Consider the following 25420-nt stretch of genomic DNA (forward strand, 5'->3'; position numbering starts at 1 on the left):
TTAGTTCGCTGTCAGCGGCGTAGCCACCGTGGCGTTGACGGTCATGCCAGGGCGTACATGTTGTAGCCCCGCCACAATGACCCGCTCGCCCACTTTTAGGCCATCCTTCACTGCATATTGTTGCTCAAACTGCTCGCCGAGGGTCACTGGCCGCACCTCAACCTGATCCTTATCGGTCACCACCAACACAAAATGGCCCTGCTTATTCTGCTGTAACGCGGCAATGGGTATCGCCATCACTGATTTTGCTGTTTCTGCCGCCAGCGACACATTCACTACCCCGCCGGGCAGCAGCAGATGCCGTGGATTGGCAAACCGAGTGCGGATGGTCACCGTGCCGGTCTGCTTATCGATTTGGTTATCGACGGACTCAAAAACGCCGCTGTCTGGGTACTGCTTACCATTCGCCAGTTGAATGCGTGGCGTGAAGTTGCCAAACGCCAGTGCGCTGTTATCGGTAGGGGTTCCCGCAGCGGATAACTGATAGGTCGCAGTAATGTAATCTCGCTCATTGACGGCGATAGCCACGCGAATCGGATCAAGCTGGACAATGCTGACCAAGGTGCCGCTGGCCGGGTTAATCAGGCTGCCAACATTAAAGCGGCTGTGACCAATCTGGCCGGTGATCGGGGCGGTGATTTGGGTGAAACCGAGCTGTAACTGCTGAATTTGTAAGTTGGCCTGTGCCTGTGCCACTGCCGCACGGCTGATATCTCGCTGCGCCTGCGCTTCATCAACTTCAGCCTGACTGACAGAGCGATTATTGCCTAACCGCTGCAAACGGGTGAGATTCACCTGCGCATGGTTAGCACTGGCAGTGGCGCTATCGAGCTGCGCCTGCGCCTGAGTGACTGACGCCTGATGCAGCGCGGGATCAATCTCATACAGCAGATCCCCCTGTTTAACCATCTGCCCCTCAGTAAATAGTCGGCGAGCAATAAAGCCTTCGGTTCGCGTCGTCACATCCACTGCCTGAATTGCTTCCACTCGCCCAAGATATTGCAGCGCAGCATCTGGCGTGGCAGAGGTCACCACGGCCACGGTTACTGCGGGCAGCGGCGCGTCGGCGGCCATCGCGCTAGAGACACCAACACTCAGGAAGAGAGCCATGATAGTGGTGGTCACAGAGTGCTGCCGCGCAAATAGGATTTGCTGCACGTCAGCCATTATCCTGTGACGAATCAATTTCAGTGTGGGCATGGTGGTTTATTCCTTACTCTCGGCAGGATAATGAGTTTAGGTGTGGTTTCAATAAAGTTTAGTGGGACTCGTCATATTCTGATGTGACTTTAACGCCTTACGACAAAAATTCCTATCACCGCCTCAAGCGGATCCTCCCCTATTTGTCGCTCACGGCCCAATAAAAATATCGCCCATCCGTAATAATGGCGGCGTAATAATATAAGCTTTTTCTGATTTCAGTTATTTTTGCTGAAAAAAACAGCATATGGACATTAAATTATTCTAAGCTCAAATTATATCTACGCGGAAATATGCTAGCTTGTATTGCCTCAGAGTCATCGCTTCCTGCTGATTAAAAAAACGTTTCTATAATACTCAAGATCAGCCCGAACTTCGTCAGTGTTAAGGGAATTCACCATGACAGACTCCAAGTGGCCGGAAACACGGGCAAAAGGGGACAATGTTTTCTTCGCGAAACAGACTTTGCAGGCCGTGGCCTTGTTAGTCGGCGCGACCATTATTATTGCGGCGGTGGGCATCATCTATATCGCCTCACAATTAAATGAGCAAGCACAATCCCAAAGCCGCTTTCTGGTAGAGAAAGCCTGGCAAATGCGTCAGGACGCGATAAAAATTCGCATCAAAGATAATGCATTTTGGGGGGATGCTTACGAGCATCTGCATGTCAAAGTGGACCCTGAATGGGCCTTTGTCAGCCAAAATCTGGGGCCATCGCTGTATAACGATTTTCGTTATGAAGGCGTGTTTGTGGTTGATGGACAGGGAAAAACTCGCTACTCGGTGATCAAGGGGCAGTTGGCGACCACCAGCTTGCCGGATTGGCTTGGCGAAGACATTACGCCGTTAATCAACGCCGCACGCCAGCGGGCTGAGCAACAATTTATTGCCACAGAAACCATTGAAGTGGCAGGGCAGCCCGCCATTGTAGCCGCCGCCGCATTAACCACCGGCAGCGATCCGCGCGTAAAATCAATAAATGGTGCCCCTTCCGTTTTGGTTTTTATCGATTTTCTGACGCAAGCTGAGCTAAGCGCCTTAGGCGAAGATTATGGCGTCCATCAACTGCGCATTCCGCGGAACAAAGCAGATGCCGCCGCTAGCCCGTCAATCTCCTTATCCTCGAATGATGACAGTACGCTGACATTGCACTGGAACCAAAGTATGCCGGGTGCACAGTTGCTCAATATCTTGCTGCCGCTGTTGGCACTGGTGGCGTTGATTCTTGGGCTATCTGGCTGGTTGGTGTTACGGCGTGCCATGTCCGAGGCACAGATTGCCGATGAGAATAAAGCCGCCTTGATTGCCAGCGAGGAGCGTTTTCGTCATGTCGCCGAAGCCGCCACTGACTGGTTATGGGAAACCGATGCCAATCTGCGCATCACCTATTTATCTCAGCGATTCTTAACCATTACCGGATTAAGTGTGGAGCATTGGCTGGGGCGGAATCTGGATTCGCTGCTCAATTGCGACGTTATTCCGCTCCGCTCTTGGCTGCAACATACCCATCTCACCGAGTCGCGCAATGAGCTGCAATGCACCTATTTCTCTGCCCAAGGTGAGAAACGGGTCTGCCGTATTTATGCCAAACCCATTATCAAGAATGGCGAAACGCGGGGTTTCCGTGGCACCGCATCGGATATCACCCGAGAAATAGAAGCACAGGAACGTATTCAGCACCTGTCACTGCATGATGCACTGACAGGTTTACCCAACCGGCTGCGGATGAAAGAGTTCCTGGAGAGCAAGCTGCGCAATCTGGCCGCTGCACCGCATCCGCTGGTGATCCTCAATGTGGATTTGGATAAGTTTAAACCCGTTAACGACACATTCGGCCATGTCGCAGGGGATTTGGTGCTACATCAGGTCTCTGAACGGCTGAGAAGTTGTTTGCGTGATCAGGATTTGGTGGCGCGTCAGGGGGGTGATGAATTCATTCTGATTATCACCGGTCTCTCATCAATCAAGGAGATTGAGCAGCTCTGCGCCCGTGTGATTGCTCGTATCGAAAGCCCTTACCTCATCAATGATCAAGACATTTATATTGGTGCCAGTATTGGCATTGCGCTGGCACCGCAGGACTCCATGCAGGCCGAGGAGCTTTTGCGCTTCGCCGATATCGCCATGTATGAAGCCAAAAACAGTGGCCGTCACCACTGGAGTTTCTACTCCAGTGAGATGAATGATCGGCTGATGCAACGCAGCGAACTGGAGCGTTTTCTGCGTCATGCCGTCAAACACAACGAATTTAGCCTCTATTACCAGCCGCGTTACCGCATCGAAGGCACGCAACTGACCGGTGCCGAAGCCTTAGTGCGCTGGAATCACCCCGTGCTGGGGTTGCTGATGCCGGATCAATTTATTGCGCTGGCAGAAGAGACCGGACTTATCACCTCAATCAGCGACTGGACCATGTTGCAGGCGTGTCAGGATGCCGCCACATGGCATCCGTCACTGATTGTTTCGGTCAATATTTCCGCCATTGAATTCAGAAACCAGCGCCTGATCGAACGGGTGCGGCAAGTGCTGCTACTCACCGGATTGCCCAGCCATCGGCTGGAGCTGGAGATCACCGAACGGATCATGATTGAAGATGCCGATGGGGCATTTAAAACCATGATAGCGCTAAAATCCCTTGGCGTGCGCTTATCAATGGATGATTTTGGTACTGGCTACTCATCACTGAATTATCTCCGCCGCTTCCCCTTTGATGGGCTGAAGATCGATAAAAGCTTTATCGATGAGCTGGCTGAATCACATGAGGGGCAATCGATTGTCGAGGGCATCATTAATCTTGGCCATGCGCTCTCAATGACAGTCACGGCGGAAGGGGTCGAAACTGAGGAGCAGCTTGGGTATTTACAAACCCTGATGTGCGATGAGGTGCAGGGCTACTTATTGGGTAAGCCAATGAAACTGCATGATTTGTCGGTACTTATCCGCAATGCCAATTACGACTAAGTGCTGCACAACCGAGTGCCACTCAACCTCGGGGTAATGACTATCGCTCAGTAACACCACGGGCAGCGGCAATCAGTGCTTGCCCCAATGCCAATCCGCCATCACCGGCGGGCAAACGCTGTGGCAGCAAGAGCTGAAAATCACTCAGTTGTGCGCAAAGTAACTCTCGCAGCAGTCGGTTGTGTAGTACGCCGCCAGAAAAGGCGATGGTATCGATACCAAAGCGCTGAGCGGCCTGACGTGCCAAGGTGGCAAAGCCCTGCGCCAGCGCAAAGTGGAAAGCATAGGCCCGATCAGCTGCTGGGGCATCATAGGCCAGCCATTGCTGCCAGAAGGTGGCTAAATCCAGTTGGTTATCACACAGTGGCAGAGTCACTGGCGGGGCGGTTTCGGCACTTTGCCCTGCTAGTGCTTCCAGCAAGCATGCCGCCTCCCCCTCCCAGCTGATCGACGACGGCACCAGATTCAGCGCAGCGGCCACCGCATCAAATAAGCGCCCCGTCGAGGAGGCCAGCGGCGCATTGATCCCGCGCTCAATAGCTCGCGCCAATATCCCCCCTTGCGGCTGCGCAATCACCGCCGCTTCCGGTAACTGTTGCCAGTGCGGCACAAAGCGCTGCCACTGTGCCAACAGGTTGCGCCACGGCTGGCGGGAGGCCAGATCGCCACCGGGCAGTGCCACCGCAGGCAAGCCGCCCAGATATTCACAGTTGGAATAATCCACCAGCAAGCATTCGCCGCCCCACAACTGCCCCTCTGCGCCATAACCCAGCCCATCCAGCGCCAGACCAATCACCGCTCCGCCGTCTCGTGGCCAACCGTGTTCTGCCAGACAAGCCGCCAGATGCGCATGGTGATGCAGCACCGCCACGCAGGGAGTATCCCGCTGTGCCGCCCACTGTTTACCCAGTTGATGACTGACATAATTGGGATGAGCATCCACCACTACCGTCTGCGGTGTGAAGTGGTAAATCTGGCAAAACAGCGTCAAGAGCTGCTGCTGTTGTTGTGCGATATCGCTATCCGCCAGATCCCCCAAGTGCTGGCTCAAGACCGCTGTCTGATTGCGCAGCAAACAAAAGGTGTTTTTCATGTCAGCGCCTAGCGCCAAAATCGCGGGCTGCTGGCTAAATCCCGGCGGTAATTCGAAGGCATCGGGCACGTATCCCCGTGCGCGGCGTAGCATTTCAGCCCCTTGCACCGTGAAACGCACCAGTGAATCATCGGCCCGCTGCACAATTTGCCGATTGTGTAGCAGCCAGTGATCGGCGATATCACTCAGGGCGCTCAGGGCATGCTGATTACTGAGCGCAGGAGGTTTGCCACTGCCATTACCGGAGGTCATCACCAACGGACGTGCCACCTGTTGCAGCAACAAATGTTGCAACGGATTGGCGGGGAGCATAACGCCGATCTCCGATAATTGCGGCGCGACGGCCGCACTGAGCGGGCTGTCGGGCTGTTTCTCGACCAACACAATCGGTGCCGCTGGGCTGCGCAGTAATCGGAGCAATGCACCATCATCAGCGCTTTGCACGCAGCGCGTCAGCCACTCCTCACTCGGCAGCATCACCGCCAATGGCTTAGAGGGGCGCTGCTTGCGCTGCCTGAGACGGGCCACCGCGGCGGCATTGGTGGCATCCACCGCCAGATGAAAGCCGCCCAAGCCTTTGATGGCGACGATCTCGCCCGCTAACAGGGCTTGTGCGGCCTGCTCTATCGCGCTGAAGTCATGCGCCACGGCTTGCCCATCGGCCCCGCACAGCCAGAGTTGCGGACCACAGACGGCGCAAGCATTGGGTTGGGCATGAAAACGGCGATCGGCGGGGTGGTCATATTCGGCCTGACAGGCGGCGCACAGCGGGAACTCGCCCATGGCGGTGTAGGGCCGATCGTAGGGCATGCGGTGGATAATGGTGAAGCGTGGGCCGCAATGAGTGCAGTTGATAAAGGGGTAGCGGTAGCGACGATCGGCGGGATCGTTCATTTCATGCAGGCAAGCCGCGCAGGTCGCCGCATCCGGCACAATTTGGGTGTCCATCTGCCCCGCCCCGCTGTGGTGAATGACAAAATCCAGCGGCGGTTGCGCCCAGTGGTAGGGAGTGGTGCTGATGCTGTCGATCTGTGCCAGTGGCGGGCACTCTTGCGGCAGCGCACGCAAAAATTCAGCCACCGCCGCGGATTGCCACAAGTGAATCGTGACGCCAGCGCTGTCGTTGCTGACATCACCCCGCAGCCCGCAGCGGTGGGCAAGCTGCCAGATATAGGGCCGAAACCCCACCCCCTGCACCTTACCTTTTATTCGTAGGCAAAGACCGTTCTCATCCACAAAACCCCCTCTTTCCTCGATACTCTCCCATCGCCTGTGCAACATTAGGCACACAAGGGATCAGCAGATACGTGGCAACGGCTCATCTAACGGCAAATCCAACCGGCGCGACACGCCGAATGCACCACATAATCGCACTTGCTGGCGCTCGGTGACCTGCCCAATCACCGCCGCATCGTGGCCCAAAGGATGACTACGTAATGCCGCTAATACCGCCTCTTGCGCCTCGGGGGAAACCACCAGTACCAACTTGCCTTCATTGGCAAAGTTAAGTGCATCTAACCCCAGCAGTTCGCAAATCCCACGCACCGCAGGTTTTAACGGGAGATCGGGTTCGTTGATTTCCATGCCGCAACCACTGGCGGCGGCGAATTCGTGCAAAATGGCGGTGACCCCGCCGCGTGTCGCGTCACGTAGCGCTCTCACCCCCGAAATAGCCCGTAGCGGCGCAATCAACGGGGCCAGTAGCGCGCAGTCACTGATAAGTTCCGCTTCCAATCCCAAGCCTTCGCGCAGGTTGAGGATGGTCGCACCATGATCGCCCAGCGTGCCGCTCACGATGATCCGGTCACCGGCGCGGATCATCGCGGTTCCCCACTGAATCTCGGCGGGGATCACACCGATGCCGGTGGTGTTGATAAAGATCTTGTCTGCCGCACCGCGCTGGACCACTTTAGTATCGCCAGTGACGATCTGAATGCCCGCCTGCTGCGCGGTGGCGGCCATCGATTGCACAATGCGCTCAAGGTCAGCCATCGGTAGCCCCTCCTCCAGAATAAAGCCGCAGGAGAGATAGCGCGGGGTCGCGCCACTGACCGCCACATCATTGGCGGTGCCGCACACCGCCAGTTTGCCAATGTCGCCACCGGGGAAGAAGATGGGATCAATGACGTAGCTGTCGGTCGAGACCGCCAGCCGATCCCCTTGCGCCACCAGATCCGCCAGCGCGATACGCGCCTGATCTTCCCGCTCATTCAGCGCCGGATTAGCAAATGCCGTCAGAAACAGCGACTCGATCAAGCTCTGCATCGCCCGCCCACCACTGCCGTGAGCCAAGGTAATTTCTTTGTTATTCATTATCGTTGTGGCCTGATTTATCGATTTTGATAACCAATATTTATAGTTTGGAGACTCGCGGGCGACTGCACCGATGGGCGCTCCGGTGACTGACGTCGCTACGACCCATTCGGTACATTTCCCCGCAGGTCAGCGTTGCCATAACTCTGATATTGAAAACTATCGATATTGGTAGTAAGCGGAGCATGCCCCCTCGGAGGAAACCATTAGCGCCCCAAAGGCATTTTCTGGCGTACATTCGCCGCCGAACAGCGGGCAGTGATCGGGCTTACAGCGTCCGGTCAACACGTCGCCGCAACGGGATCGCGGATCATCGGCCACCCGCTGCTGCTGCGGGTTAAAGCGCAACTCGGCATCAAAAGCCTGATAAGCCGGGCTGAGCTGGACGCCGGAATCGGCTATCTCACCCAAGCCGCGCCATTCGCTGCTGGCTTTGGCGGTAAACACCGCTGTCAGCGCTTGTTGTGCCAGTAAGTTGCCACTGTCCGGCACAATGCGCCGGTACTGGTTTTCCACCGCGCAGCGCCCACTGACCATCTGCTCCAGCAGCATCACCAGCCCTTGCAAGATATCCAGCGGTTCAAAGCCCGTGACCACCAGCGGTTTATGGAATTGGTCGCAAATAAAGCCGTAGGGCGTGGTGCCGATCACCATGCTGACATGGCCGGGGGCCAGAAAGCCGTCGATGCGCACATCCGGCTGTTGCAGCAGGCTGCGTAGCGTGGGAATGATGGTTATGTGCTGACAGAACAGGCTGAAGTTAGTCAGCCCAAGCCGCTTAGCCTGTTGCAGGGTTAGGGCACTGGCGGGCATGGTGGTTTCAAAGCCAAGGCCGAAAAACACCACTTCCCGTGCGGGGTTGCGCTGTGCCAGTGTCAAGGCATCCAGCGGCGAGTAAACCACGCGAATATCCGCGCCACGCCGCTTAGCATCCAGCATCGAGCCGTTGCGCCCTGGTACGCGCATGGCGTCGCCGTAAGTGCAGAAAATCACCTCCGGATGGGCGGCAATTTCGAGGCAGCTATCGATACGCCCCATCGGCAGCACACAGACCGGACAGCCCGGCCCGTGGACAAACTCCAGCCCGTCTGGCAGCAGTTGATCGAGGCCAAACTTGAAGATCGCATGGGTATGGCCACCGCACACCTCCATGATCTGCAACGGCAAGCGCTGCTGATCTGGCAGTTGCGGCAGCAAGTGTTCGATCCGGCTCAGTAGGGCGTTCACCAAAGCGGGATCGCGGAACTCATCAACGTAGCGCATCACCCGCCCCACTTGCCATCTCGTCCAGATCCAGCCCGACCGCTTGCATATGGGCCAGCGCGGCCAGGGTTTGCTGGGCTTCTTCTTCATCGAGCAAGCTCATGGCGAAGCCCACATGCACCAATACCCACTGGCCGAGCAAGGCCGCAGGGGATTCGTCGCACACCAGCGCGATATTGATCTCACGTTTTACGCCGCTCACGTCGACCCACGCCAGCTGGTGAATATCCTCACCGACAGCGACAATTTTACCGGGTACGCCTAAACACATCGCTGCGCCTCCAGCCACTCCAGCCACAGATCCATCCCCTCGCCGCTACTGGCGGACAGGGCAATCACCTGAATGTCCGGATTCACTTGGCGGGCATAGGCGATACACTGCTCAATATTGAAATCCAGATAGGGCAGCAGATCGATTTTATTGATGATCATCAGGGTGGAGGCGGCAAACATATGGGGGTATTTCAGCGGCTTATCTTCGCCTTCCGTCACTGAGAGCACCGCCACTTTATGGCGCTCACCCAGATCAAAACTGGCGGGGCAGACCAAATTGCCGACGTTTTCAATAAATAGCAGGCTGTCATTGTTCAGGCCCAAGCGGTGTGCGGCATCATGCACCATTTGTGCATCCAAATGGCAGCCTTTGCCGGTATTGACCTGAATCGCGGGCACCCCAGTGGCGCGAATGCGCTCAGCATCGTGGGTGGTTTGCTGATCGCCTTCGATCACCGCACAAGGCACCTGCCCTGCCAGCCGTTGCAGGGTGGTGGTTAATAAGGTGGTTTTGCCGGAACCGGGGCTGGAAACCAGATTCAGCGCCAGAATGTGTTGCTCGACAAAATGCTCACGGTTATGGCTGGCTAACTGGTTATTTTTGCTCAGCACATCTTGCTCGATTTGCAGTAAACGGCGCTGGCCCATTCCCGGCGCATGGCTACCAGCCTCGCCCTGCCCGTAATGCAGTCCTTGCTGATCGGCATGCACCTGTGGTGTAAAAGCGTCAGCGGCGGGCGCATCCGTGTCATCGGGTTCGCTGACCGTCAGCGGCGCAGGGGCTTTTTCATGCTCAGGGGCCTTGCCATGATAGTGATGATGGACATCGCCTTGATGGCAGTAATCACCCTGATAATAGTAATAGTGGTGATGAACAATGACCGGCTGCGTGCCTTTGGCGACATATTTATGTTTATGCTGAATATTTGCCGTTTGGGCATCACTGCCGTGCTGGTCATGATGATCGTGATGGTGGCCGTCATCGTGATGATGGTGGTGGTCGTGATGATCGCCATGATGGTCGTGATGACCGTTGTCATGGTGGTGGTGATGATCATGGTGGTCGTGGTGACTGTCGTCGCCCTCGATTTTTCTCTCACCGCTGGCGCAACCACAAGTCGTACACATAGGAATTCACTCCTTCCGAATTATTCCACTTCTATCTGTTTTACCTGCAAATGGCTGCCACTCTCCACTTGCAGAGCATGGCTGCCGCAATGCGGGCACCCGGCATCGTGCCGTTCAATCTCTACGCTGGCGCTGCACTCCCAGCACCAAGCCATCGCCGGCAAGTAGCTGAGATGCAGTTGGCAATCGGCGGCCAGTGTCTGGCGGCTGGCGGCCTCAAAACTGAATCGCAGGGCGCTCTCTTCGATACATGAGAGCGCGCCAATCTCCAGCCATACCGCCGTGATCCGTTTGGCACCGTGGCGCTGCGCTTGCTGTTCAATCAGCTCCAGCGTGCTGAGGCATAAGCTAATTTCATGCATGCTGATTCTTTATTTGGCTAACTTTACTGAACAAAGCCCGCCGCCGTGGATTGGCGGGGCCGTCGGCATCCACCACGGGCAGTGAGAGCGCCATGCGCGCACTTTGCTCTGCCAGTTGCAGCGCCCGTTCAGCGCTGAGCGCGGTATCCAGCGGCGACATCAACGAGCGACTCAGATATTGGCCGCAACCCGCCACTTCGCTAACAGTAAAACCGATGGTGCCGCAAGGCAGCGCTAGCATCAGTCGCTCGCCCAGGGTGCGGCGCTGCCAGCTTTGTTCCGGCCCCGGGAACACCACTAAACTCAGCATCCACGGGGTCAATAGTGCGCCAATCCACTGCTGCTCGAAGCGCTGAAATCCACAGGCGCGCAGTGGGATGTGGTCACGGTAAAACGGCAAGCCACGCATCTCATCGGCGGCGATCTGACCGAAGACGTGCTCCAGTAACGCCGCTGGATTTTGCTCATGACCGGTAATGACATCAGACATGACTCTCCTCCCGTGGCTTGAGGGTGATGCCGCTGGCACGTAGCGCCGCCAGAATCTGCTCCAGCGCCGGTTCCATGGCTTGGGTCACGGTCGCTGTCAGGCCAATCCCCGGGGCCAGTGACTCTGGCACTACACCCACCAGTGTCAGTTGGCGCGGGAACTCGTCAGTCAGTTGCAGTGCCATCAGCACATCACATAGCCCCAATTGATGGGGCGACACTTTGCGGCTGAACATGGCGGGGATCTCTTTATCGCGCAGCACTGCGACACTGCCCGGTGACTGGCCGGTTAGCACCGCATCGGCCACAATCAGATGCTCACGGTTCGCCATGGCTTCCATCAACTCCAGACCCGCGGTGCCGCCGTCCAGCACCTCGACGCCCGCAGGAATGTCAAAGCGCTGCTCCAGTGCTTCAACCAGACGCACCCCCACCGCTTCATCGCTCAGTAGCAAATTACCTATACCTAATACCAAAATCCCCATCACAGCACCTTGACTTTGGTCACTTCGTTGCCCGTTGTATCAACAATATGTACAGCACAAGACATGCACGGGTCGAATGAGTGAATGGTTCGCACCACTTCCAGTGGCTTAGCCGGATCAGCAACTGGCGTGCCGACCAGCGCTTGCTCGTATGGCCCCGGTTCGTCGTTATAGTTACGTGGTCCGGCGTTCCAGGTGGAGGGCACTACCGCCTGATAGTTGGCGATTTTGCCGTCCTTGATCACCACCCAGTGCGACAACATGCCGCGCGGCGCTTCTTCGAAGCCCACGCCGCGTATTTCGCCAGTTAATGGGATATTCGGCTTGATAAAGGTTTCCACATCACCGGTGCCAATATTGGTGACCAGCGCCGTCCATTGCTGCGCCAGTGTTTCATGCAGCACGCAGCAGTGCACTGCACGACCAATAATGCGGCCCAGTGTCGAAGGTAATTGTTCGGCCGTTATCCCCTGCCCGCTGAGTTTTTGGTAGGCTGCGCCGATATCGCTGAAGTGCTGTTTGGTTGGCTCATGGCCTGCCGCCATGCCACACATCAGCCACGCCAGTGGCCCCACTTCCACCGTTTTGCCGTAGAAGGTCGGCGCTTTTACCCACGAATATTTGCCATCTTCCTGCCAGCCGGTGTAGTTCGGGTTGGTTTTGCCTTCCCATGGCGCGAGTGGCTCGTCGTCCTGATACCAGGCGTGTTTGCCGCTTTCGGCGATGCCCTTGATCAAGTAAGGATCGTTGTGATTGGCGATCGGGCGGAAGGTGCCATTGTCCAGATACCCCCCCGGCAGCAGGAAGGTTTCGCCTTTGCGATCTGTCGGTAGCTCCGGCACGCTGAGGTAATAATCCGCCCCTTTGCCCAGATGGAGCCAGCCTGGGTAGTGAGCGGCGATCACCGCCGTATCCACTTTGTAGACTTGCTCGATAAAGCTGCCCAGCCGATCGATGAAGGATTTCACCAGCATCAGGCGCTCCAGATTGAGCACGCTCGGCATGTCCAGATTGATCGGGTTAGCTACGCCACCTACCGCAAGATTCTGAATATGCGGGGTTTTCCCGCCTAAGACAGCGACAATGCGGTTAGCATCGCGCTGGCACTCCAGTGCTTGCAGGTAGTGCGCCACCGCAATCAAATTCACTTCTGGCGGCAACGCCATCGCCGGATGGCCCCAATAGCCGTTAGCAAAAATACCCAACTGGCCGCTGGCGACCAGATCTTTGATTTTCTGCTGCACGCGGGTGAACTCTTCGGCGCTGTTCAACGGCCAGCTGGACAGGCCACTCAACATGGCGGCGGCCTTTTGTGGCGAGGCTTGCAGCGCGGAGGTGATATCCACCCAGTCCAGCGCCGACAGTTGATAGAAATGCACAATATGGTCGTGGATGCTGTGCGCCGCCAGAATCAGGTTGCGGATATGCTGCGCGTTAACCGGCACTTCCATCCCCAGCGCGTTTTCCACCGCACGCACCGAGGCGATGGCATGAATGGTGGTACAGACACCACAAATGCGCTGCACAATCATCCAGGCGTCGCGCGGATCGTTACCTTGCAAAATCTCTTCCATGCCACGCCACATGGTGCCGGAGGACCAGGCCTTGATCACCTTGCCATCTTCAATTTCGCAGTCGATCCGCAGGTGTCCCTCAATACGGGTAACGGGATCAATGGTGATGCGTTGGCTCATGCTTTACCTCTGTCTGATTATTCTTATGTAACTGTCCGTGAGCGGGAAGCACCGGCAACAGCCGAATCAATAAAATGTAGGCGCAGACTTCAATGGCGACGAAGCCGATTGAGATCAGGATTTCACTGGTGGTAGGGAAGTAGTTGTAGCCACCGCCGGGGTTGAAGGCCAGCAGCGAGTAGTTGAGCCGCCACAGTGCCGCGCCGCCAATCATGCAGAGCGCGCCGATAAAGAGTAAGCGGCTGTCCTCTCTGGCCCGCCGAATGCGGAAGATCAGCAGTGGCAGGGTCATCAGCACGATTTCAGTCCAAAAAGCGATGGCGTAGCGGTCAAAATGCCACAGATAATCGGTCTTATGGCGCACGATGACCTCACCGAGGCGCAGCAGCACAAACAGCAGCAGGAACACATCGATGATGGTGGTTAAGCGGGTGAATAGCGGCGCTTCATTTGCCCCTCGTCCTCGCAATCCCGCCTGCACTAAGGAGCCTTCGAAAATGACGATCGAGAAGCCCAAAATAGCGGCGGTCAACAGGGAGAACAGCGGCAGCATTTCATAGCTTTGCCACAGGGGATGGATCTTGGCCCCCGCAGCAATCATCAATGACCCCATGGAGGATTGATGCATAGTGGGCAGCAGCGCACCGAGGGCGATGACAAAGAACATCACTTTGTTCAGGCGCTTCAGCGAGACTTTCCAGCCGAGGCGCTCGAACAGGGCGGGCGCAAACTCCAGCGCCATCACACCGATGTAAATCGTCATACAGACCGCGGTTTCGAACAGCACCGAGTTGACGTTGAAATAGCCGGGAATGAAGAAGTACGGTAGGTTCCAGTAGCGGCCCACGTCAATGGTGATCGACAAGCCGCCGAGGGCGTAGCCAAACAGGCTAGCGAGCAGCGCCGGACGCACCAGCGGGTGATATTCACCCCGGTTAAACACGTAAACCGCCCACGCCAATGCCCAGCCACCACAGGCCAAACCCGTGCCGACCAGTAAGTCGAAGGCGATCCAGATACCCCACGGGAAGCCGCCATTCAAATCACTGACAGACCCCAGACCGAGCACCAAACGTTTGACTATCAGCAGCGCACAGAGCACCACAAAGGGCGCTAGCAGCATGATTGGCCAACTGACCAGCCGCCCACCCAGTGGACTGGATTTATGCATCGTCATCGCGACCTTCCTTTTTATGCTGCGTCTCTGGCTTATCCTGCGTGTCCGACGGATCCTGATGATCGTCATCCTTGCGCTCATCGCGGGTATTGCGATGCACCAGTGCGGTGACGCCCGCCAGTACCGCCAGCGGCAGGATCATGCCTTTGTACAGCGTGTGCTGGATATGCTCAGAGCGCGCGCCCGTCGCCAAGTCTGCCAGTGGGGGCAAATCGAGTTTCTCGGTCGGGATCCCCGCCAGCACCAAAACCTGCGTGCCGCCGCCCTCTTTTTCGCCATAAACGTGCTGCTCATAGTGAGCGACCGGATGCTCATAGGTGTCGTTGGCACTGAGCGTCTGACGCGGGAAGCGGTAGTTTTCGCCCGGTTTCAGGGTCAGTCGCCGTTGCGCCTCAGACAGCAACTCCTCACGGGTACCAAATATCACCGCCCCCGTTGGGCAGACTTCGACACAGCCGGGTAGCCCGCCTTTGTCCAGCCGCTCCACGCCTTTCTGATTGCACAACTCACATTTGTGGATCTTGCCAAAGGGGTTGTCGTAATCATATTTCGGCACATTGAAGGGGCAACCGACCATGCAATAGCGGCAGCCGGTGCAGACATTGGGGTCATAGTGGACGATGCCGGTTTTAGCATCTTTGCGCAGCGCGCTCACCGGACAGACCGAAACACAGTTAGGGTCAACGCAGTGCATGCACTGCTTTTTGATGTAGGCGTAGCCATCTTCCAACTGATCTTTATGCATCCCCGCGCCACTGGTCCACACCTGAATAATATTGTTGGTGTAGGGGCTAAGTTTGTCATTGTTCGACCAGATGGCTTCACCGCCTGCATAGGTTTCGCCATGCTCAGCAAATTCACTATGGTTGATCTGCTGGCACTTGCTCACACAGGCCTGACAGCCGACACATAACGTGGAGTCATATAACATGCTCAGCGCACCGGGGATCGGTGGCCGATTTTGCACCTCAGCTCGCGTGCTGGGCGAGAGCCCCGCCAGCAGCACACCGCCGGACGCTAATTTGAAAAAGTGACGTCGGTTCACGACTACTCCTCCCGCGATGCGTGATCGTCATCTTTACGGCGCTGTTTCTGTTGCCGCCCCAACTCACGGACGGTCATCAGGCTAACACCCGCCACCAACCCCACCACGCCGCCCAGCAGTGCCGTCGCGGTGGTGGAAACCTCGCCGCCTTCCGGGTTATTAATCAGCGGTTTTTCAGCGCGCGGGGTGGGGTTTTCCACATTCGCCAATTGGGCGATGCCTTTGGTGAAGCCAATGCCCTCTTCGTTGCAGCCGTAGCAAGGGTGCCCGATCCCTACCGGCCAGATACCACCGCCAACGTCGCAGAACTCCAGTGTCGGGCAGTTGCCGTAAGTCTCTGGCCCTTTACAACCTAAGTGGTAAAGGCAATAGCCCTGCCGATGACCCTCATCACCAAACTGGCGAGCAAAGCGACCGGCATCAAAGTGCGGACGGCGCTCGCAGTTTTCATGGATCAAGCGGCCATAAGCAAAGGTTGGACGGTTCTTGGCGTCCAGTGCCGGTGGTCGCTGGAAAGTGATGATATGGGCGACGGTCGCCAGGAAGTTATGCGGGTTGGGTGGGCAGCCGGGGATATTAATCACCGTCTTGCCGGGTAGCGCATCTTGCAAACTCACCGCGCCCGTCGGGTTACCGCCAGTGGCAGGCACACCGCCCCAGGCTGAGCAGGAGCCAATGGCAATAATCGCCGCCGCATGTTCCGCTGCTTCGCGGATATGCTCGACAATAGGTTTGCCCGCCACCATGCAGTAAATCCCGCCATCTTTCAGTGGGATAGAGCCATCCACAACCAGCACATATTTCCCTTTGTACTGCTCGATAGCGCGGTGCTTATTCTCCTCCGCTTGTTCACCAAATGCAGCCGACAGCACTTCGTGATACTCCATCGAGATAACACTGAGCAGTAGGTTCTCAATGGTGGGATGGGTTGAACGTAGCAGCGATTCAGTACAACCGGTGCACTCCTGCGCGCCGATCCAGATGACCGGTGGCCGTTGCGGTGAACTGACCGTGCTCGCTATTTCAGCGGCAGCCTTGCTGCTGAGACCCATGGTGGCAGCCAGTGCTGCACAAAGCTTCATAAAATCACGACGGTTGACGCCATGCTGGGAAAGCATGTTTTTTTCCCCTGTCATTATTATTCTATTGTCTATATACCCAATAGATTTCAAGATTCAGGAATGCAGCAAACAAAGGAATCCCGATCAGCTTACCGAAGTAAGTTATCCGGGTGATTGTGTGCTGCCAACGCACCTGCAACTTGAAAGATGACGGGTATACCCTTATGTAATGCATGGTTTAGTGTTAATAGTTTGTAACTCTGCGATTTTAATTAAGTTGATCTTTATCAATGGAAATTGATTGAATTAGCGTTCGGGGAATATCTGTGAACTAAAACCGTTTCAGCAAAATATTTCATTTGCCAGAAAATAAAAAATCTGTCAGGCGATATAGTGAAGAATCTAGATGGAATTCAATATCATTTACTAGAAATCATAAATTAATTTAATGACTTTAATTAGCGTTACTTATTTTAGTTATTTAATTGAGGATATAAGTTTCATAAAACTAAAATACAAAATCGGATAATGTCAACCCAAATAGTCACTCGTTATAGGTATATTAAGTGGGGGGGTTAACTTGCGGGAATACGTTGCAGTTGCCCTAATTTCACTTTAGTGAACAGATGACTCACCAGAGTGGCAATATCATGCTGCTCATCTTCGATAAACCCCCATCAATGGAAAAACACGGCTTTTTTTTTGATTTGGGCGATCCCCCGCAATCCTGCTCTTATTCACGCCGTTTGAGGCTATTTTCAGAGATTCTGGAATATGACCCGCACATACGCATTGCTACCCTCCGTTGTGTACTTGAACACAAAACGCGCGTTGACATCCGTCAACGATATACTTAGACTTCGATAAGTAATCAGGAGAGCGATGAAGGATCATCCCAATAAGCATATTCAAGCAGCCATTGACTATGCACTCTCTAAGGGCTGGAAATTTCGTTCAAGTAACGGGCATGCATTTGGTCGTCTCTATTGTGGAATATCTGAACATAACCAACATCAGATGAGTATTTGGTCTACACCTAAAAACGCCGAAAATCATGAAAAACAGATCTACCGTAAGGTCAATATTTGCAGCCCGGCTAACGAATAATCACGATGACAGGGCGGGCAACCGCCTTTTTTGGGAGACGCAACAGATGCAGTTCTATCACTTTTCACTGATGCTGGCAGGAGTCACCGCGGAGACCGCAGGATTGGAAGACTCTCTGTTTAGCCACGGTTGTGATGATGCGTTAATTTGTTTTTATGGCAAATCGGTTTATTTGGAATTTGATCGTCAAAGTGGATCAATTAGCCACGCTGTTTTGAGTGCTATCAATAATATTGAATCCGCCAATTTGGGGGCCACTGTTATCGCGGTAGACGCCCATTATGTTGGGCTGAGTGATATTGCGAGCCTAAGTCATATGTCGCGTCAGGCGGTGGCGATGTTGAAAGATGGTACGCGCGGCCCAGGTGATTTTCCCGCGCCAATTCAGCGCCTTAATGGCTCATCACCACTTTGGAACTGGGCCAGTGTAGCCGAATGGTTGAGTCAACATGGGAAGTTAGATGCACAAATGGCGCACTGCGCCCAAATTCTGGCAGATATTAATCTCGCGCTTCAATTACGGGCAGCAAAAGATCGTAATAATGTTAACCACTACCTTTCACTGTTAGAGCACCCCACTCAATTAGCTGAGTTCAGCCAGTCTGCGCAGGTAGCGAAGGCGAGCAGTCATTAATCAAACGCACTCATATCGTAGTTAATTGTATATTTTGCATATTAATCAATTTATCGGTAAATGAGTCGTGCTATGATTCGTTTACCGGTCACTATTCAACCGGTTAGGCAGCAAATGAGCTAATCCCGATGCGCTTACTCCAGTAAGTGATTCGGGTGACAAATCTGCCGGGAGCAGATTTGAACGCTGCATGCAGCGGCCTCGCAGAGGCGAGGCCCATGGACGGGCCGAGTAACCAGAGCAGCTAACACCGCTGCAACTTCAAGTAGGAAGGGGATGACCCAAACTAATTGGAGTTGCAGGTAGGCAGCAAACGAGCGAATCCCGATGAGCTTACTCCAGTAAGTGATTCGGGTGAACGAGAGCAGCTAACACCGCTGCAACTTCAAGTAGGAAGGGTCCATGATAAAACCATTCATTGTTGCTGCTATAACCGTCGCCACACTCAGTGGCTGCGCCAATAATAATACGCTTTCGGGTGATACTTTCAGCAGCTCTCAAGCGGGTCAAGCCCAATCGGTGACATACGGCACCTTGGTTTCTGTTCGTCCGGTTACTATTCAGGGTGGGGATGGAAATAACATTGCCGGTGCGGTAGGTGGGGCTGTTGTAGGTGGTTTTCTGGGTAATACCATTGGTGGTGGCACTGGGCGTCGTCTCGGTACAGCCGCAGGTGCAGTTGCCGGTGGCGTTGTCGGCCAGCAAGTTCAGAGCATGATGAACCGCAGTAGTGGGGTGGAATTAGAAGTCCGTCGTGATAATGGCACCACCTTCCTGGTTGTTCAGGCGCAAGGGGTGACACAGTTCCATGCGGGCCAACGGGTGACCATTGCTACCAATGGTAATACTGTCACTATAACGCCACGATAATTTTGTCGTTACCTAAGCCTGTATTCAATGAAGGTTAATGCTGACAATTGAGTTCCAATATCGCCCATAAAAAGCACCGTCCAGCCCTGAACGTTCGAGGGTAGGCTGGACGGTGAAAAATACGAACGTCACTATTCAGCTTTTTGCGCCGCTGATTTCACTACGTTCTCGCCGTGGTTACCAAAGAACTGATATAAGGTGTCTGACGCGGTTTTGGTTAACACCATAATTTCGATACGTCGGTTTCTGGCCGCTAAAGGCTCCATGGGTGCCAAGAGCATCTGGTCCGCCATCGCATTGATTTGCAGCACTCGCGCCTCACTCAACCCACCGTTTACCAAGGCTTTGTGCGCCATTAATGCCCTTTCACCCGACAGATTCCAGTTGTTATACCGCATTTGATCACGATAACGGGACGCATCGGTATGACCGGTAATAATGATTTTATTGTCCATTTCATTAAACGCCGGTGCTAACTCGGCCAGTAAGCGGCTGAAGAATGGGGTCAATACCGCACTGCTGCGCTGAAACATATCCCGCTGCTTATCATCCTGAATCAAGATACGCAGCCCCTGCGGCACCACTTCCATTTGCAGATTGGATTGTGCGTCATAGGCTGAGGTGATTTGCATAATAATGCGCGATAACTCCTCCATCTCTTTAGCTGACTTATCCACCACCTCTTCCAGTGACTGCTCCGGCTCCGGCACCTCCACCGCAAGGTTACTTTTGGTCTCTTTGGCCTGTTCGCGACCATCAATACTGTCGGAGTACTTGCCACCACCACTCTTACTTTGGGAGGGAATCGAAATATAGGAGTGCTTATCAAAAATGGTTTCACCATTTAGTTGCGCCACAATTTCTTGCCGCTCCTCCTCTGAGACTACCCCAACAATCCACAGCACCATAAACAGCGCCATCATCGCTAAGGTAAAGTCAGCAAAAGCCACCTTCCATGCGCCGGAATGACCGCCATCGTGTTTTTTTCTGGCGGCACGTTTAATAATTGTGGTTTGCCCACCTCTGGCCTGACTTCTCATTAGAGCCCTGCCGTCATCAGCGTGTTAATCCAGGAGTCCAACTTGGCGAAGGTCGGTTTGCTGTCCAGCGGCAACATTTTGCGGCCCGCATCGACGGCCAGTAACGAAGGTTTTCCCGCCACATGATTGACCAATACCATGCGTACACATTCAAAAAATGCCAGTTTCTTTTTCATCTCTTGCTCCATGGCATTGGCCATAGGATCCATCAAGCAATAACAGATAAATACCCCGAGGAAGGTGCCGATCAATGCTGCGGCAACTTTGATGCCAATCATCGCGATCGAACCGTCAATGGATTGCATCGTTATAATAATGCCCAACACCGCGGCGCAAATACCAAAACCGGGCATGGCTTCTGCGGTGCGATGAAAGGAGCGTGAAGGTACCAACAACTCCTCCTCCACAGCGGATAATTCTTGTTCTAATATCCCTTCCAGTTCGTGCTGGTTAATTTTCCCCATCGCCATGAGGCGAAAGTTATCAGAAATAAAAGTCACTAAATGGTGGTCTTGTAAAATAAGGGGGTAGCGTTGAAACAGTGGGCTATTTGCTGGGGTTTCAATATGCTCATCCAGACGTTTTAAACCACCTTCGTCGACCATTTCCAGCAATTCATAAAGCAGCATCAATAGCTGCTGCTGAAATTCAGCGGTATATTCACTCTTACGTGTTACTGCAACAATCTGATGCCACATCTCCTTTAGCACGTAACCAGGGTTCGCTAATATCATGGCACCAATACCGGAACCAAAAATAATAATAATTTCACCTGGCTGCCAGAAGGAAGATAACATTCCGCCTGACATGATATAGCCGCCAATCACACACCCCATAATAACCAGCAGGCCAAATAACTTTTGCATAACACCCTCGATAATTTAAAAAAATGATTTGATCTTCTGAACTAATTTCTTATTTAGCTGACAGATACGTGCTTCCGTCAGGTCTAATATCTGAGCAATCTCTTTCATACTCATTTCTTGCTGATAATAAAGATGTAGAATCATTTGCTCACGTTCGTCGAGTGAGGCAATGGCATGATTAAGATTATCTTCAACAATGATACTTTCGTCTAACTGACGACTCTGTAAAGCATCGGTAGGCGTTTCTAATGAGAGAATGTCATCCAGACTCTCCATGGCGCTGGCGCTCTCTAATAACAGGTACTCTTGATACTCCTCCGCTGTCAGTTGCAGCTCTGACGCTATCTCCTCAAAGCTCGGCTCATGGCCCAATCGCCGTGCTATTTGCCGGATAGCTTCATTGATTTTATGGGTTTTCTGCCTTAATCGACGTGGCCGCCAGTCATGTTCACGCAGTTGATCCAGTACTGCGCCACGAATACGATGAACAGCATAGGCGGCAAATTGCCCATCAGGATGACCATAGCGGCGCAAAGCCTCTAATAGCCCCATCAGCGCAATTTGCTGCATATCCTCCCTGCCGATAACACTGTCCGCCTGAAATGAAAGTTGCCTGACAATACGTTTCACCAATGGTAAATACGCGTCCAGATATCTCCCTTCGTCCGCAGAGGTCAGTGCTGAATTATCGTTAGTTTCTATTATTGCCATATTGATTACTGGAAGACCATTCGACTAATCACCACATCATCAAATGGCATGGGTGCATTCAGTTTTTCAAAATCACTTTTATATTCATTCATTAGCTGGCGGCGTAAATCAACAATAGACGTATGACGCACGGCCTGATAATCCATACTGGAAAGTAAACTCACTGTTGCGGCCCGAATAACTGGCACCATCGCAACAACTTTCTTAATGTCATTATCATCACCAGTGGCGACACCTAATTCCAACTGTAGGTAGCGCTCACTCTTATTATCTTTCAGCGTAATGACCATGTTTTTAATTTCAACAAACTGAACTGCTTTGTTACCACGGATGAATGATTTGCTAATAGTCACCGGCTGGCTGTTGGCCTCGCCTAAAATAGTATTACGGAAAAATACCGCCAATGCTGCGACCAGGGCAATCAATAAGATAATTACCCATATTTTCTTGCTGTTCATTTATAGTCCTTTATACAGTTATGAGGAGCGTACCGTCGTCGGCACTCTTATTTCCTTGGGTCTCAATATGTTGAGCAGCCAAAATATCCTCTTGCTGCTGTTGATGTTGCTGCTGTCGTTGCTGCTGCTGTTGTTGGCTATTGGCTGATATTTGTACTTCCACAACCTGCGTATTTTGCCCAAGCAACATTTGACGTAACTCCGCGCTGGTCTGCTGTAATGCCCGAAAAACGTCCCCTTGGCCCGCATTGATATGAACCTGTAATTTCCCTCCTTCCATATGCAGTGAGATATCAATTTTGCCCATATCCGGTGGATCGAGGCGAATGGTGGCATGTTGCACCTTATTCTCGACCTGCATTTGTAGGCGATCGCCAAGCACAGTACGCAACTGCTGTGGCCACTCTTTCTGGCTATTTGCCAGGGTTAGCTGACTCTCCATCCGTGGGGCGGCCGCTGCTTCATGGGGGCTATTAGCGATATGGCTCGCCGCCGATGACATCATGGCAATCCCCCCTTCGGTCAACATAGGGTTAAGAAGCTGACTTTCACGAGTCGCCGCTAGCGGTACAGTGACATTCAGACGCGGGCCAATGGATTTCAGCAAGTCCATCAATGGCGATGATTTCTCTGGCATCACCACTGGGGCCGGTTTTTCCATTAGATGACTCTCCGCAACTGACTCCGGGCGCGGAAAAGCGGCGATCGTCAAGGGCGGCGGATTCTGTCCATAGCCTTGCAACAGCACATTGAGCAGTTGCTGGTTCTGTTCATCTGTCGGCGGCAACATAGTCACGTCGTCACCCTTGCCATCAAATCGAACAATCAAGTCCATCACCACAGATGGCCGTAATGAAACCGGCTGATGTGGCTGCCATACCTGCGATAACGCATCGTCAAATGTGGTCAGAGGGTTTAACTCGCCCTCATCTGCACTGCCCATAATCGGGGTCTCCCCCATTTTGGCCTCTGATGCCAATTGACTGCCTGCCTGAGTAAAGCCAGATAATGTAATCACCTCGCCCTCTCTTCTTGCGCCATATTCTGATAGGCAGAGATAGCCACCGCGGCATAAGCGGTAACGCCTTCTTGCTCCTCTCTCAGTCTCAGAATCTCCGCCTTCAACCGCTGCGATTCCTGCTGGCAATAGTAGTAAGCCTGTTGATATATCTCTTTCAAACGCATCACTGCCAACGCCCTTGTCTGAGAATTTTCCTGCCCGGCCGGTGAGGCTAACAACTGAGTAATCCGTTCATCTAGACTCTCTATTTGCGCCAAATCTTGCTGCACAACCGCTTGCTGCAAAGTGACACTCAGATCATTAATCAACACGATGCTTTCCATTAGCACTCCTTATTGCCTTCCCATCCCGTCCGCAGAGTGGCGATTATTTTTTCCACTTCATCAATATGCTTAGAAGACATTTTAATACTGGCGTCATATAACCGATAAACACAGTGGCTATATAAGTTGGCAGTATTAGTTGCCAATTCGCCACCATGAATAAAGTCTAATGAGCCTGTTAGTGCGTTTAAAACATCAATGCATTTATTAATGCTATTGGCCTTATGTTCATAACGTTTAGCTTCAATATGTCCTCTGGCCCTGACTAATTCATCCATCAATCCATTAAACATAATTAATACTAATTGCTGCGAAGTCGCACCTGCAGTTTGAATACCAATATCAGCCGACTGATAATCGTGGAAATTCTGATCAAGTAACATCAAAAACTCGCCTGTTGATTTAACATCTGCATGGTACTTTCCATTTTATCTAACATCTCATTCAGTCGATTAAACTTGAGTAAATTCGCCTTTAAAGTACGTTCATAACTTTTCTCCAATCCATCCTTCATGCTTTCCAGTGATGTTTTACGCATTGCCAGCATCTCTGAACGGTTTTTTAACAAACCGTCGCTGGTGCTCAAATAAGGATCTAAGGCTTTATCTATCTTATTAATCAGCCCATCGGGGCCACTCAATAACTCTGTTATGCTCGTAGGCGAGTTTTTCAACACTTCCGCTAATTTTTTACTGTCGAGTTTCAATTCACCGTTGCGGTCAAAGGACACACCAATCATGCCAAGGCTTTTTCCACCATAGCTTTGCCCTGCCAGGCTATTCAAACTTTGCTTTATCGTGGTAGATAATGAGTCACTACGATCAGTTGAACTCACCGCCGATTTCGCGCTATTAAAGGCATCAACAAATTTTTTAATTTGTGCTTCAGTTTCTGTTGGTTCAACGTCAACCTTCACTTCAAGTAGTGGGTCCCCCGTCTGTTGAACTTTAATCAACTCAATTGTTACACCATTGATCACTTTATCTAGCGTATTGCTGCTGTTTTCGACTTTCAAACCTTGGCTTTTATCACCAATAAAAATCACGGAATCTTGAGCCGTGGTCAGTATTTTTTCATTAATAGGGGCAAAAATTGCAGGCCGGTTGCTACCAAATGTAATTTGATTCGCTTGACCACTTTTATCACTGGTCAGCAAAAGAATCTCTTGCCCATTACTACGTACCACCGCAGCAGTAACACCGGGATTATCTTTACTACTGTTAATCGCCAAGGCTAGATCTGACACAGTATCAACGTCTTTAAGCTCAACATTTAGCGGTTTTCCAGCAACACTCAGTTCTAGTGTCCCTTGCTCACGTTTCACCAGTTCATCCGTAATACCGGTGTAGGCCAATTGATGTTGACTGGCCAATTGCTCAACAAAAAACGAATAGCTGCCTTTTACTGCTTTCTCATTGGCACTAATGGTTGCAACTTCCTTAATACTGCTGCTGGCCTTATTTTTCAGTAAGCCCTCTTCCGTTTTTCCCAAATCCTTTAATGTCGTGCGAAAGCTATTTAAGCCCGATTTTTGCTTATCTAATGCCGCTTGCTGCGTTTTTAATTGTTTTTCTAAATTATGATGGCGCTCTTTGCGCTTAGCGAAGAGTCCATTGGTCACTTGTTTGCTTATCAAATCGACATCAATACCCATTTTCGTCTCCTCAGCGAGCTCATTTTTAATGGCCTACTGTTTGTCATTGCGGTCAATACCATAACCAATGCAATAGCCATGCCAATAATTAACTTGTTGACTTTAAAGTAATTAATTTGATTTGCGGAAGTATCTCTTCCCTACTTCCCGCAGGGAAAGCAAATTTCGGTCAAAAAAATACCGCCAAAAGCA

Annotated in this window: 25 protein-coding genes; 4 read left to right on the plus strand and 21 right to left on the minus strand. The window is 52.8% G+C overall.

Features of this window, described 5'->3' with window-relative positions; translation table 11 throughout:
- Nucleotides 1-1167, minus strand: a complete 1167-nt coding sequence (locus tag ACZ76_RS05705; RefSeq protein ID WP_390621176.1) for an efflux RND transporter periplasmic adaptor subunit — start codon at nt 1165-1167, stop codon at nt 1-3.
- 432 nt (nt 1168-1599) lie between these two features.
- Between ACZ76_RS05705 and ACZ76_RS05710 the strand changes: the two genes are divergently transcribed.
- On the plus strand, nt 1600-4161 hold the full coding sequence (locus tag ACZ76_RS05710) for a bifunctional diguanylate cyclase/phosphodiesterase (RefSeq protein ID WP_048617610.1): 2562 nt from the start codon (nt 1600-1602) through the stop codon (nt 4159-4161).
- 40 nt (nt 4162-4201) lie between these two features.
- Here ACZ76_RS05710 and hypF read toward each other — a convergent pair whose 3' ends face one another.
- The 12 genes from hypF to hybO form a co-directional block, all read right to left on the minus strand.
- A complete protein-coding gene (gene hypF / locus ACZ76_RS05715) occupies nt 4202-6490 on the minus strand; it encodes a carbamoyltransferase HypF (protein WP_048617612.1) in 2289 nt (762 codons plus the stop codon).
- A gap of 60 nt (nt 6491-6550) precedes the next feature.
- Complete coding sequence (gene hypE / locus ACZ76_RS05720; protein ID WP_048617615.1) at nt 6551-7567, minus strand: hydrogenase expression/formation protein HypE; 1017 nt, start codon at nt 7565-7567, stop codon at nt 6551-6553.
- 159 nt (nt 7568-7726) lie between these two features.
- Nucleotides 7727-8830, minus strand: coding sequence for a hydrogenase formation protein HypD (gene hypD, locus ACZ76_RS05725; RefSeq protein ID WP_048617616.1), 1104 nt, complete (start codon nt 8828-8830; stop codon nt 7727-7729).
- The gene (gene hybG, locus ACZ76_RS05730; protein WP_048617618.1) at nt 8817-9101 is read right to left on the minus strand and encodes a hydrogenase maturation factor HybG; all 285 of its coding nucleotides are present in this window, start codon (nt 9099-9101) and stop codon (nt 8817-8819) included. The genes hypD and hybG overlap by 14 nt, the downstream gene beginning before the upstream one ends.
- Complete coding sequence (gene hypB / locus ACZ76_RS05735; protein ID WP_048617620.1) at nt 9092-10231, minus strand: hydrogenase nickel incorporation protein HypB; 1140 nt, start codon at nt 10229-10231, stop codon at nt 9092-9094. Before hypB ends, hybG begins: the two co-directional genes overlap by 10 nt.
- Nucleotides 10232-10251: 20 nt before the next feature.
- Entirely contained in the window at nt 10252-10593 is a 342-nt protein-coding gene (gene hypA / locus ACZ76_RS05740) for a hydrogenase maturation nickel metallochaperone HypA (protein WP_048617622.1), read from the minus strand.
- Nucleotides 10586-11083, minus strand: coding sequence for a hydrogenase-2 assembly chaperone (gene hybE, locus ACZ76_RS05745; protein ID WP_048617624.1), 498 nt, complete (start codon nt 11081-11083; stop codon nt 10586-10588). The genes hypA and hybE overlap by 8 nt, the downstream gene beginning before the upstream one ends.
- Entirely contained in the window at nt 11076-11567 is a 492-nt protein-coding gene (locus tag ACZ76_RS05750) for a HyaD/HybD family hydrogenase maturation endopeptidase (protein WP_048617626.1), read from the minus strand. Before ACZ76_RS05750 ends, hybE begins: the two co-directional genes overlap by 8 nt.
- A complete protein-coding gene (gene hybC / locus ACZ76_RS05755) occupies nt 11567-13261 on the minus strand; it encodes a hydrogenase 2 large subunit (protein ID WP_048617629.1) in 1695 nt (564 codons plus the stop codon). Before hybC ends, ACZ76_RS05750 begins: the two co-directional genes overlap by 1 nt.
- Nucleotides 13239-14438, minus strand: a complete 1200-nt coding sequence (hybB, locus tag ACZ76_RS05760) for a Ni/Fe-hydrogenase cytochrome b subunit (protein ID WP_048617631.1) — start codon at nt 14436-14438, stop codon at nt 13239-13241. The genes hybC and hybB overlap by 23 nt, the downstream gene beginning before the upstream one ends.
- A complete protein-coding gene (gene hybA / locus ACZ76_RS05765) occupies nt 14425-15483 on the minus strand; it encodes a hydrogenase 2 operon protein HybA (protein WP_048617633.1) in 1059 nt (352 codons plus the stop codon). The genes hybB and hybA overlap by 14 nt, the downstream gene beginning before the upstream one ends.
- A gap of 2 nt (nt 15484-15485) precedes the next feature.
- A complete protein-coding gene (gene hybO / locus ACZ76_RS05770; RefSeq protein WP_048617635.1) occupies nt 15486-16601 on the minus strand; it encodes a hydrogenase 2 small subunit in 1116 nt (371 codons plus the stop codon).
- A gap of 825 nt (nt 16602-17426) precedes the next feature.
- Here hybO and ACZ76_RS05775 point away from each other — a divergent pair.
- From ACZ76_RS05775 to ACZ76_RS05785, 3 genes are all read left to right on the plus strand, one after another.
- A complete protein-coding gene (locus ACZ76_RS05775) occupies nt 17427-17651 on the plus strand; it encodes a hypothetical protein (RefSeq protein ID WP_048617637.1) in 225 nt (74 codons plus the stop codon).
- 46 nt (nt 17652-17697) lie between these two features.
- A complete protein-coding gene (locus ACZ76_RS05780; protein ID WP_048617640.1) occupies nt 17698-18285 on the plus strand; it encodes a hypothetical protein in 588 nt (195 codons plus the stop codon).
- 402 nt (nt 18286-18687) lie between these two features.
- Complete coding sequence (locus ACZ76_RS05785) at nt 18688-19155, plus strand: outer membrane lipoprotein (protein ID WP_004877354.1); 468 nt, start codon at nt 18688-18690, stop codon at nt 19153-19155.
- A 131-nt stretch (nt 19156-19286) separates the two neighbouring features.
- On the opposite strand, the gene lafU is transcribed toward ACZ76_RS05785, so the two are convergent.
- From lafU to fliD, 8 genes are read right to left on the minus strand one after another with little or no spacing between them, the layout of a single operon-like run.
- On the minus strand, nt 19287-20195 hold the full coding sequence (gene lafU, locus ACZ76_RS05790) for a putative lateral flagellar export/assembly protein LafU (protein WP_048617642.1): 909 nt from the start codon (nt 20193-20195) through the stop codon (nt 19287-19289).
- Nucleotides 20195-21061, minus strand: coding sequence for a flagellar motor stator protein MotA (motA, locus tag ACZ76_RS05795; protein ID WP_048617644.1), 867 nt, complete (start codon nt 21059-21061; stop codon nt 20195-20197). Before motA ends, lafU begins: the two co-directional genes overlap by 1 nt.
- A gap of 15 nt (nt 21062-21076) precedes the next feature.
- Nucleotides 21077-21772, minus strand: a complete 696-nt coding sequence (locus ACZ76_RS05800) for a FliA/WhiG family RNA polymerase sigma factor (protein WP_048617646.1) — start codon at nt 21770-21772, stop codon at nt 21077-21079.
- Between the two features lie 5 nt (nt 21773-21777).
- Nucleotides 21778-22230, minus strand: coding sequence for a flagellar basal body-associated FliL family protein (locus tag ACZ76_RS05805; RefSeq protein WP_048617648.1), 453 nt, complete (start codon nt 22228-22230; stop codon nt 21778-21780).
- A 10-nt stretch (nt 22231-22240) separates the two neighbouring features.
- A complete protein-coding gene (locus ACZ76_RS05810; protein WP_048617650.1) occupies nt 22241-23248 on the minus strand; it encodes a flagellar hook-length control protein FliK in 1008 nt (335 codons plus the stop codon).
- The gene (locus tag ACZ76_RS05815; protein WP_048617652.1) at nt 23245-23574 is read right to left on the minus strand and encodes a hypothetical protein; all 330 of its coding nucleotides are present in this window, start codon (nt 23572-23574) and stop codon (nt 23245-23247) included. Before ACZ76_RS05815 ends, ACZ76_RS05810 begins: the two co-directional genes overlap by 4 nt.
- Nucleotides 23574-23957, minus strand: a complete 384-nt coding sequence (fliS, locus tag ACZ76_RS05820; RefSeq protein WP_048617654.1) for a flagellar export chaperone FliS — start codon at nt 23955-23957, stop codon at nt 23574-23576. Before fliS ends, ACZ76_RS05815 begins: the two co-directional genes overlap by 1 nt.
- Entirely contained in the window at nt 23957-25228 is a 1272-nt protein-coding gene (gene fliD / locus ACZ76_RS05825; protein ID WP_048617656.1) for a flagellar filament capping protein FliD, read from the minus strand. Before fliD ends, fliS begins: the two co-directional genes overlap by 1 nt.
- Nucleotides 25229-25420 lie beyond the last annotated feature (192 nt).

This window comes from Yersinia aleksiciae (genome assembly GCF_001047675.1).
In the GTDB taxonomy this organism is placed as follows: domain Bacteria; phylum Pseudomonadota; class Gammaproteobacteria; order Enterobacterales; family Enterobacteriaceae; genus Yersinia; species Yersinia aleksiciae.

Coding starts and splice junctions, on each gene's coding strand:
- ACZ76_RS05705 (WP_390621176.1), bottom strand. CDS start 1,167: ATGGCTGACGTGCAGCAAATCCTATTTGCGCGGCAGCACTCTGTGACC.
- ACZ76_RS05710 (WP_048617610.1), top strand. CDS start 1,600: ATGACAGACTCCAAGTGGCCGGAAACACGGGCAAAAGGGGACAATGTT.
- hypE (WP_048617615.1), bottom strand. CDS start 7,567: ATGAATAACAAAGAAATTACCTTGGCTCACGGCAGTGGTGGGCGGGCG.
- hypD (WP_048617616.1), bottom strand. CDS start 8,830: ATGCGCTACGTTGATGAGTTCCGCGATCCCGCTTTGGTGAACGCCCTA.
- hybG (WP_048617618.1), bottom strand. CDS start 9,101: ATGTGTTTAGGCGTACCCGGTAAAATTGTCGCTGTCGGTGAGGATATT.
- hypB (WP_048617620.1), bottom strand. CDS start 10,231: ATGTGTACGACTTGTGGTTGCGCCAGCGGTGAGAGAAAAATCGAGGGC.
- hypA (WP_048617622.1), bottom strand. CDS start 10,593: ATGCATGAAATTAGCTTATGCCTCAGCACGCTGGAGCTGATTGAACAG.
- hybE (WP_048617624.1), bottom strand. CDS start 11,083: ATGTCTGATGTCATTACCGGTCATGAGCAAAATCCAGCGGCGTTACTG.
- ACZ76_RS05750 (WP_048617626.1), bottom strand. CDS start 11,567: ATGGGGATTTTGGTATTAGGTATAGGTAATTTGCTACTGAGCGATGAA.
- hybC (WP_048617629.1), bottom strand. CDS start 13,261: ATGAGCCAACGCATCACCATTGATCCCGTTACCCGTATTGAGGGACAC.
- hybB (WP_048617631.1), bottom strand. CDS start 14,438: ATGACGATGCATAAATCCAGTCCACTGGGTGGGCGGCTGGTCAGTTGG.
- hybO (WP_048617635.1), bottom strand. CDS start 16,601: ATGCTTTCCCAGCATGGCGTCAACCGTCGTGATTTTATGAAGCTTTGT.
- ACZ76_RS05775 (WP_048617637.1), top strand. CDS start 17,427: ATGAAGGATCATCCCAATAAGCATATTCAAGCAGCCATTGACTATGCA.
- ACZ76_RS05780 (WP_048617640.1), top strand. CDS start 17,698: ATGCAGTTCTATCACTTTTCACTGATGCTGGCAGGAGTCACCGCGGAG.
- ACZ76_RS05785 (WP_004877354.1), top strand. CDS start 18,688: ATGATAAAACCATTCATTGTTGCTGCTATAACCGTCGCCACACTCAGT.
- lafU (WP_048617642.1), bottom strand. CDS start 20,195: ATGAGAAGTCAGGCCAGAGGTGGGCAAACCACAATTATTAAACGTGCC.
- motA (WP_048617644.1), bottom strand. CDS start 21,061: ATGCAAAAGTTATTTGGCCTGCTGGTTATTATGGGGTGTGTGATTGGC.
- ACZ76_RS05800 (WP_048617646.1), bottom strand. CDS start 21,772: ATGGCAATAATAGAAACTAACGATAATTCAGCACTGACCTCTGCGGAC.
- ACZ76_RS05805 (WP_048617648.1), bottom strand. CDS start 22,230: ATGAACAGCAAGAAAATATGGGTAATTATCTTATTGATTGCCCTGGTC.
- ACZ76_RS05815 (WP_048617652.1), bottom strand. CDS start 23,574: ATGGAAAGCATCGTGTTGATTAATGATCTGAGTGTCACTTTGCAGCAA.
- fliS (WP_048617654.1), bottom strand. CDS start 23,957: ATGTTACTTGATCAGAATTTCCACGATTATCAGTCGGCTGATATTGGT.
- fliD (WP_048617656.1), bottom strand. CDS start 25,228: ATGGGTATTGATGTCGATTTGATAAGCAAACAAGTGACCAATGGACTC.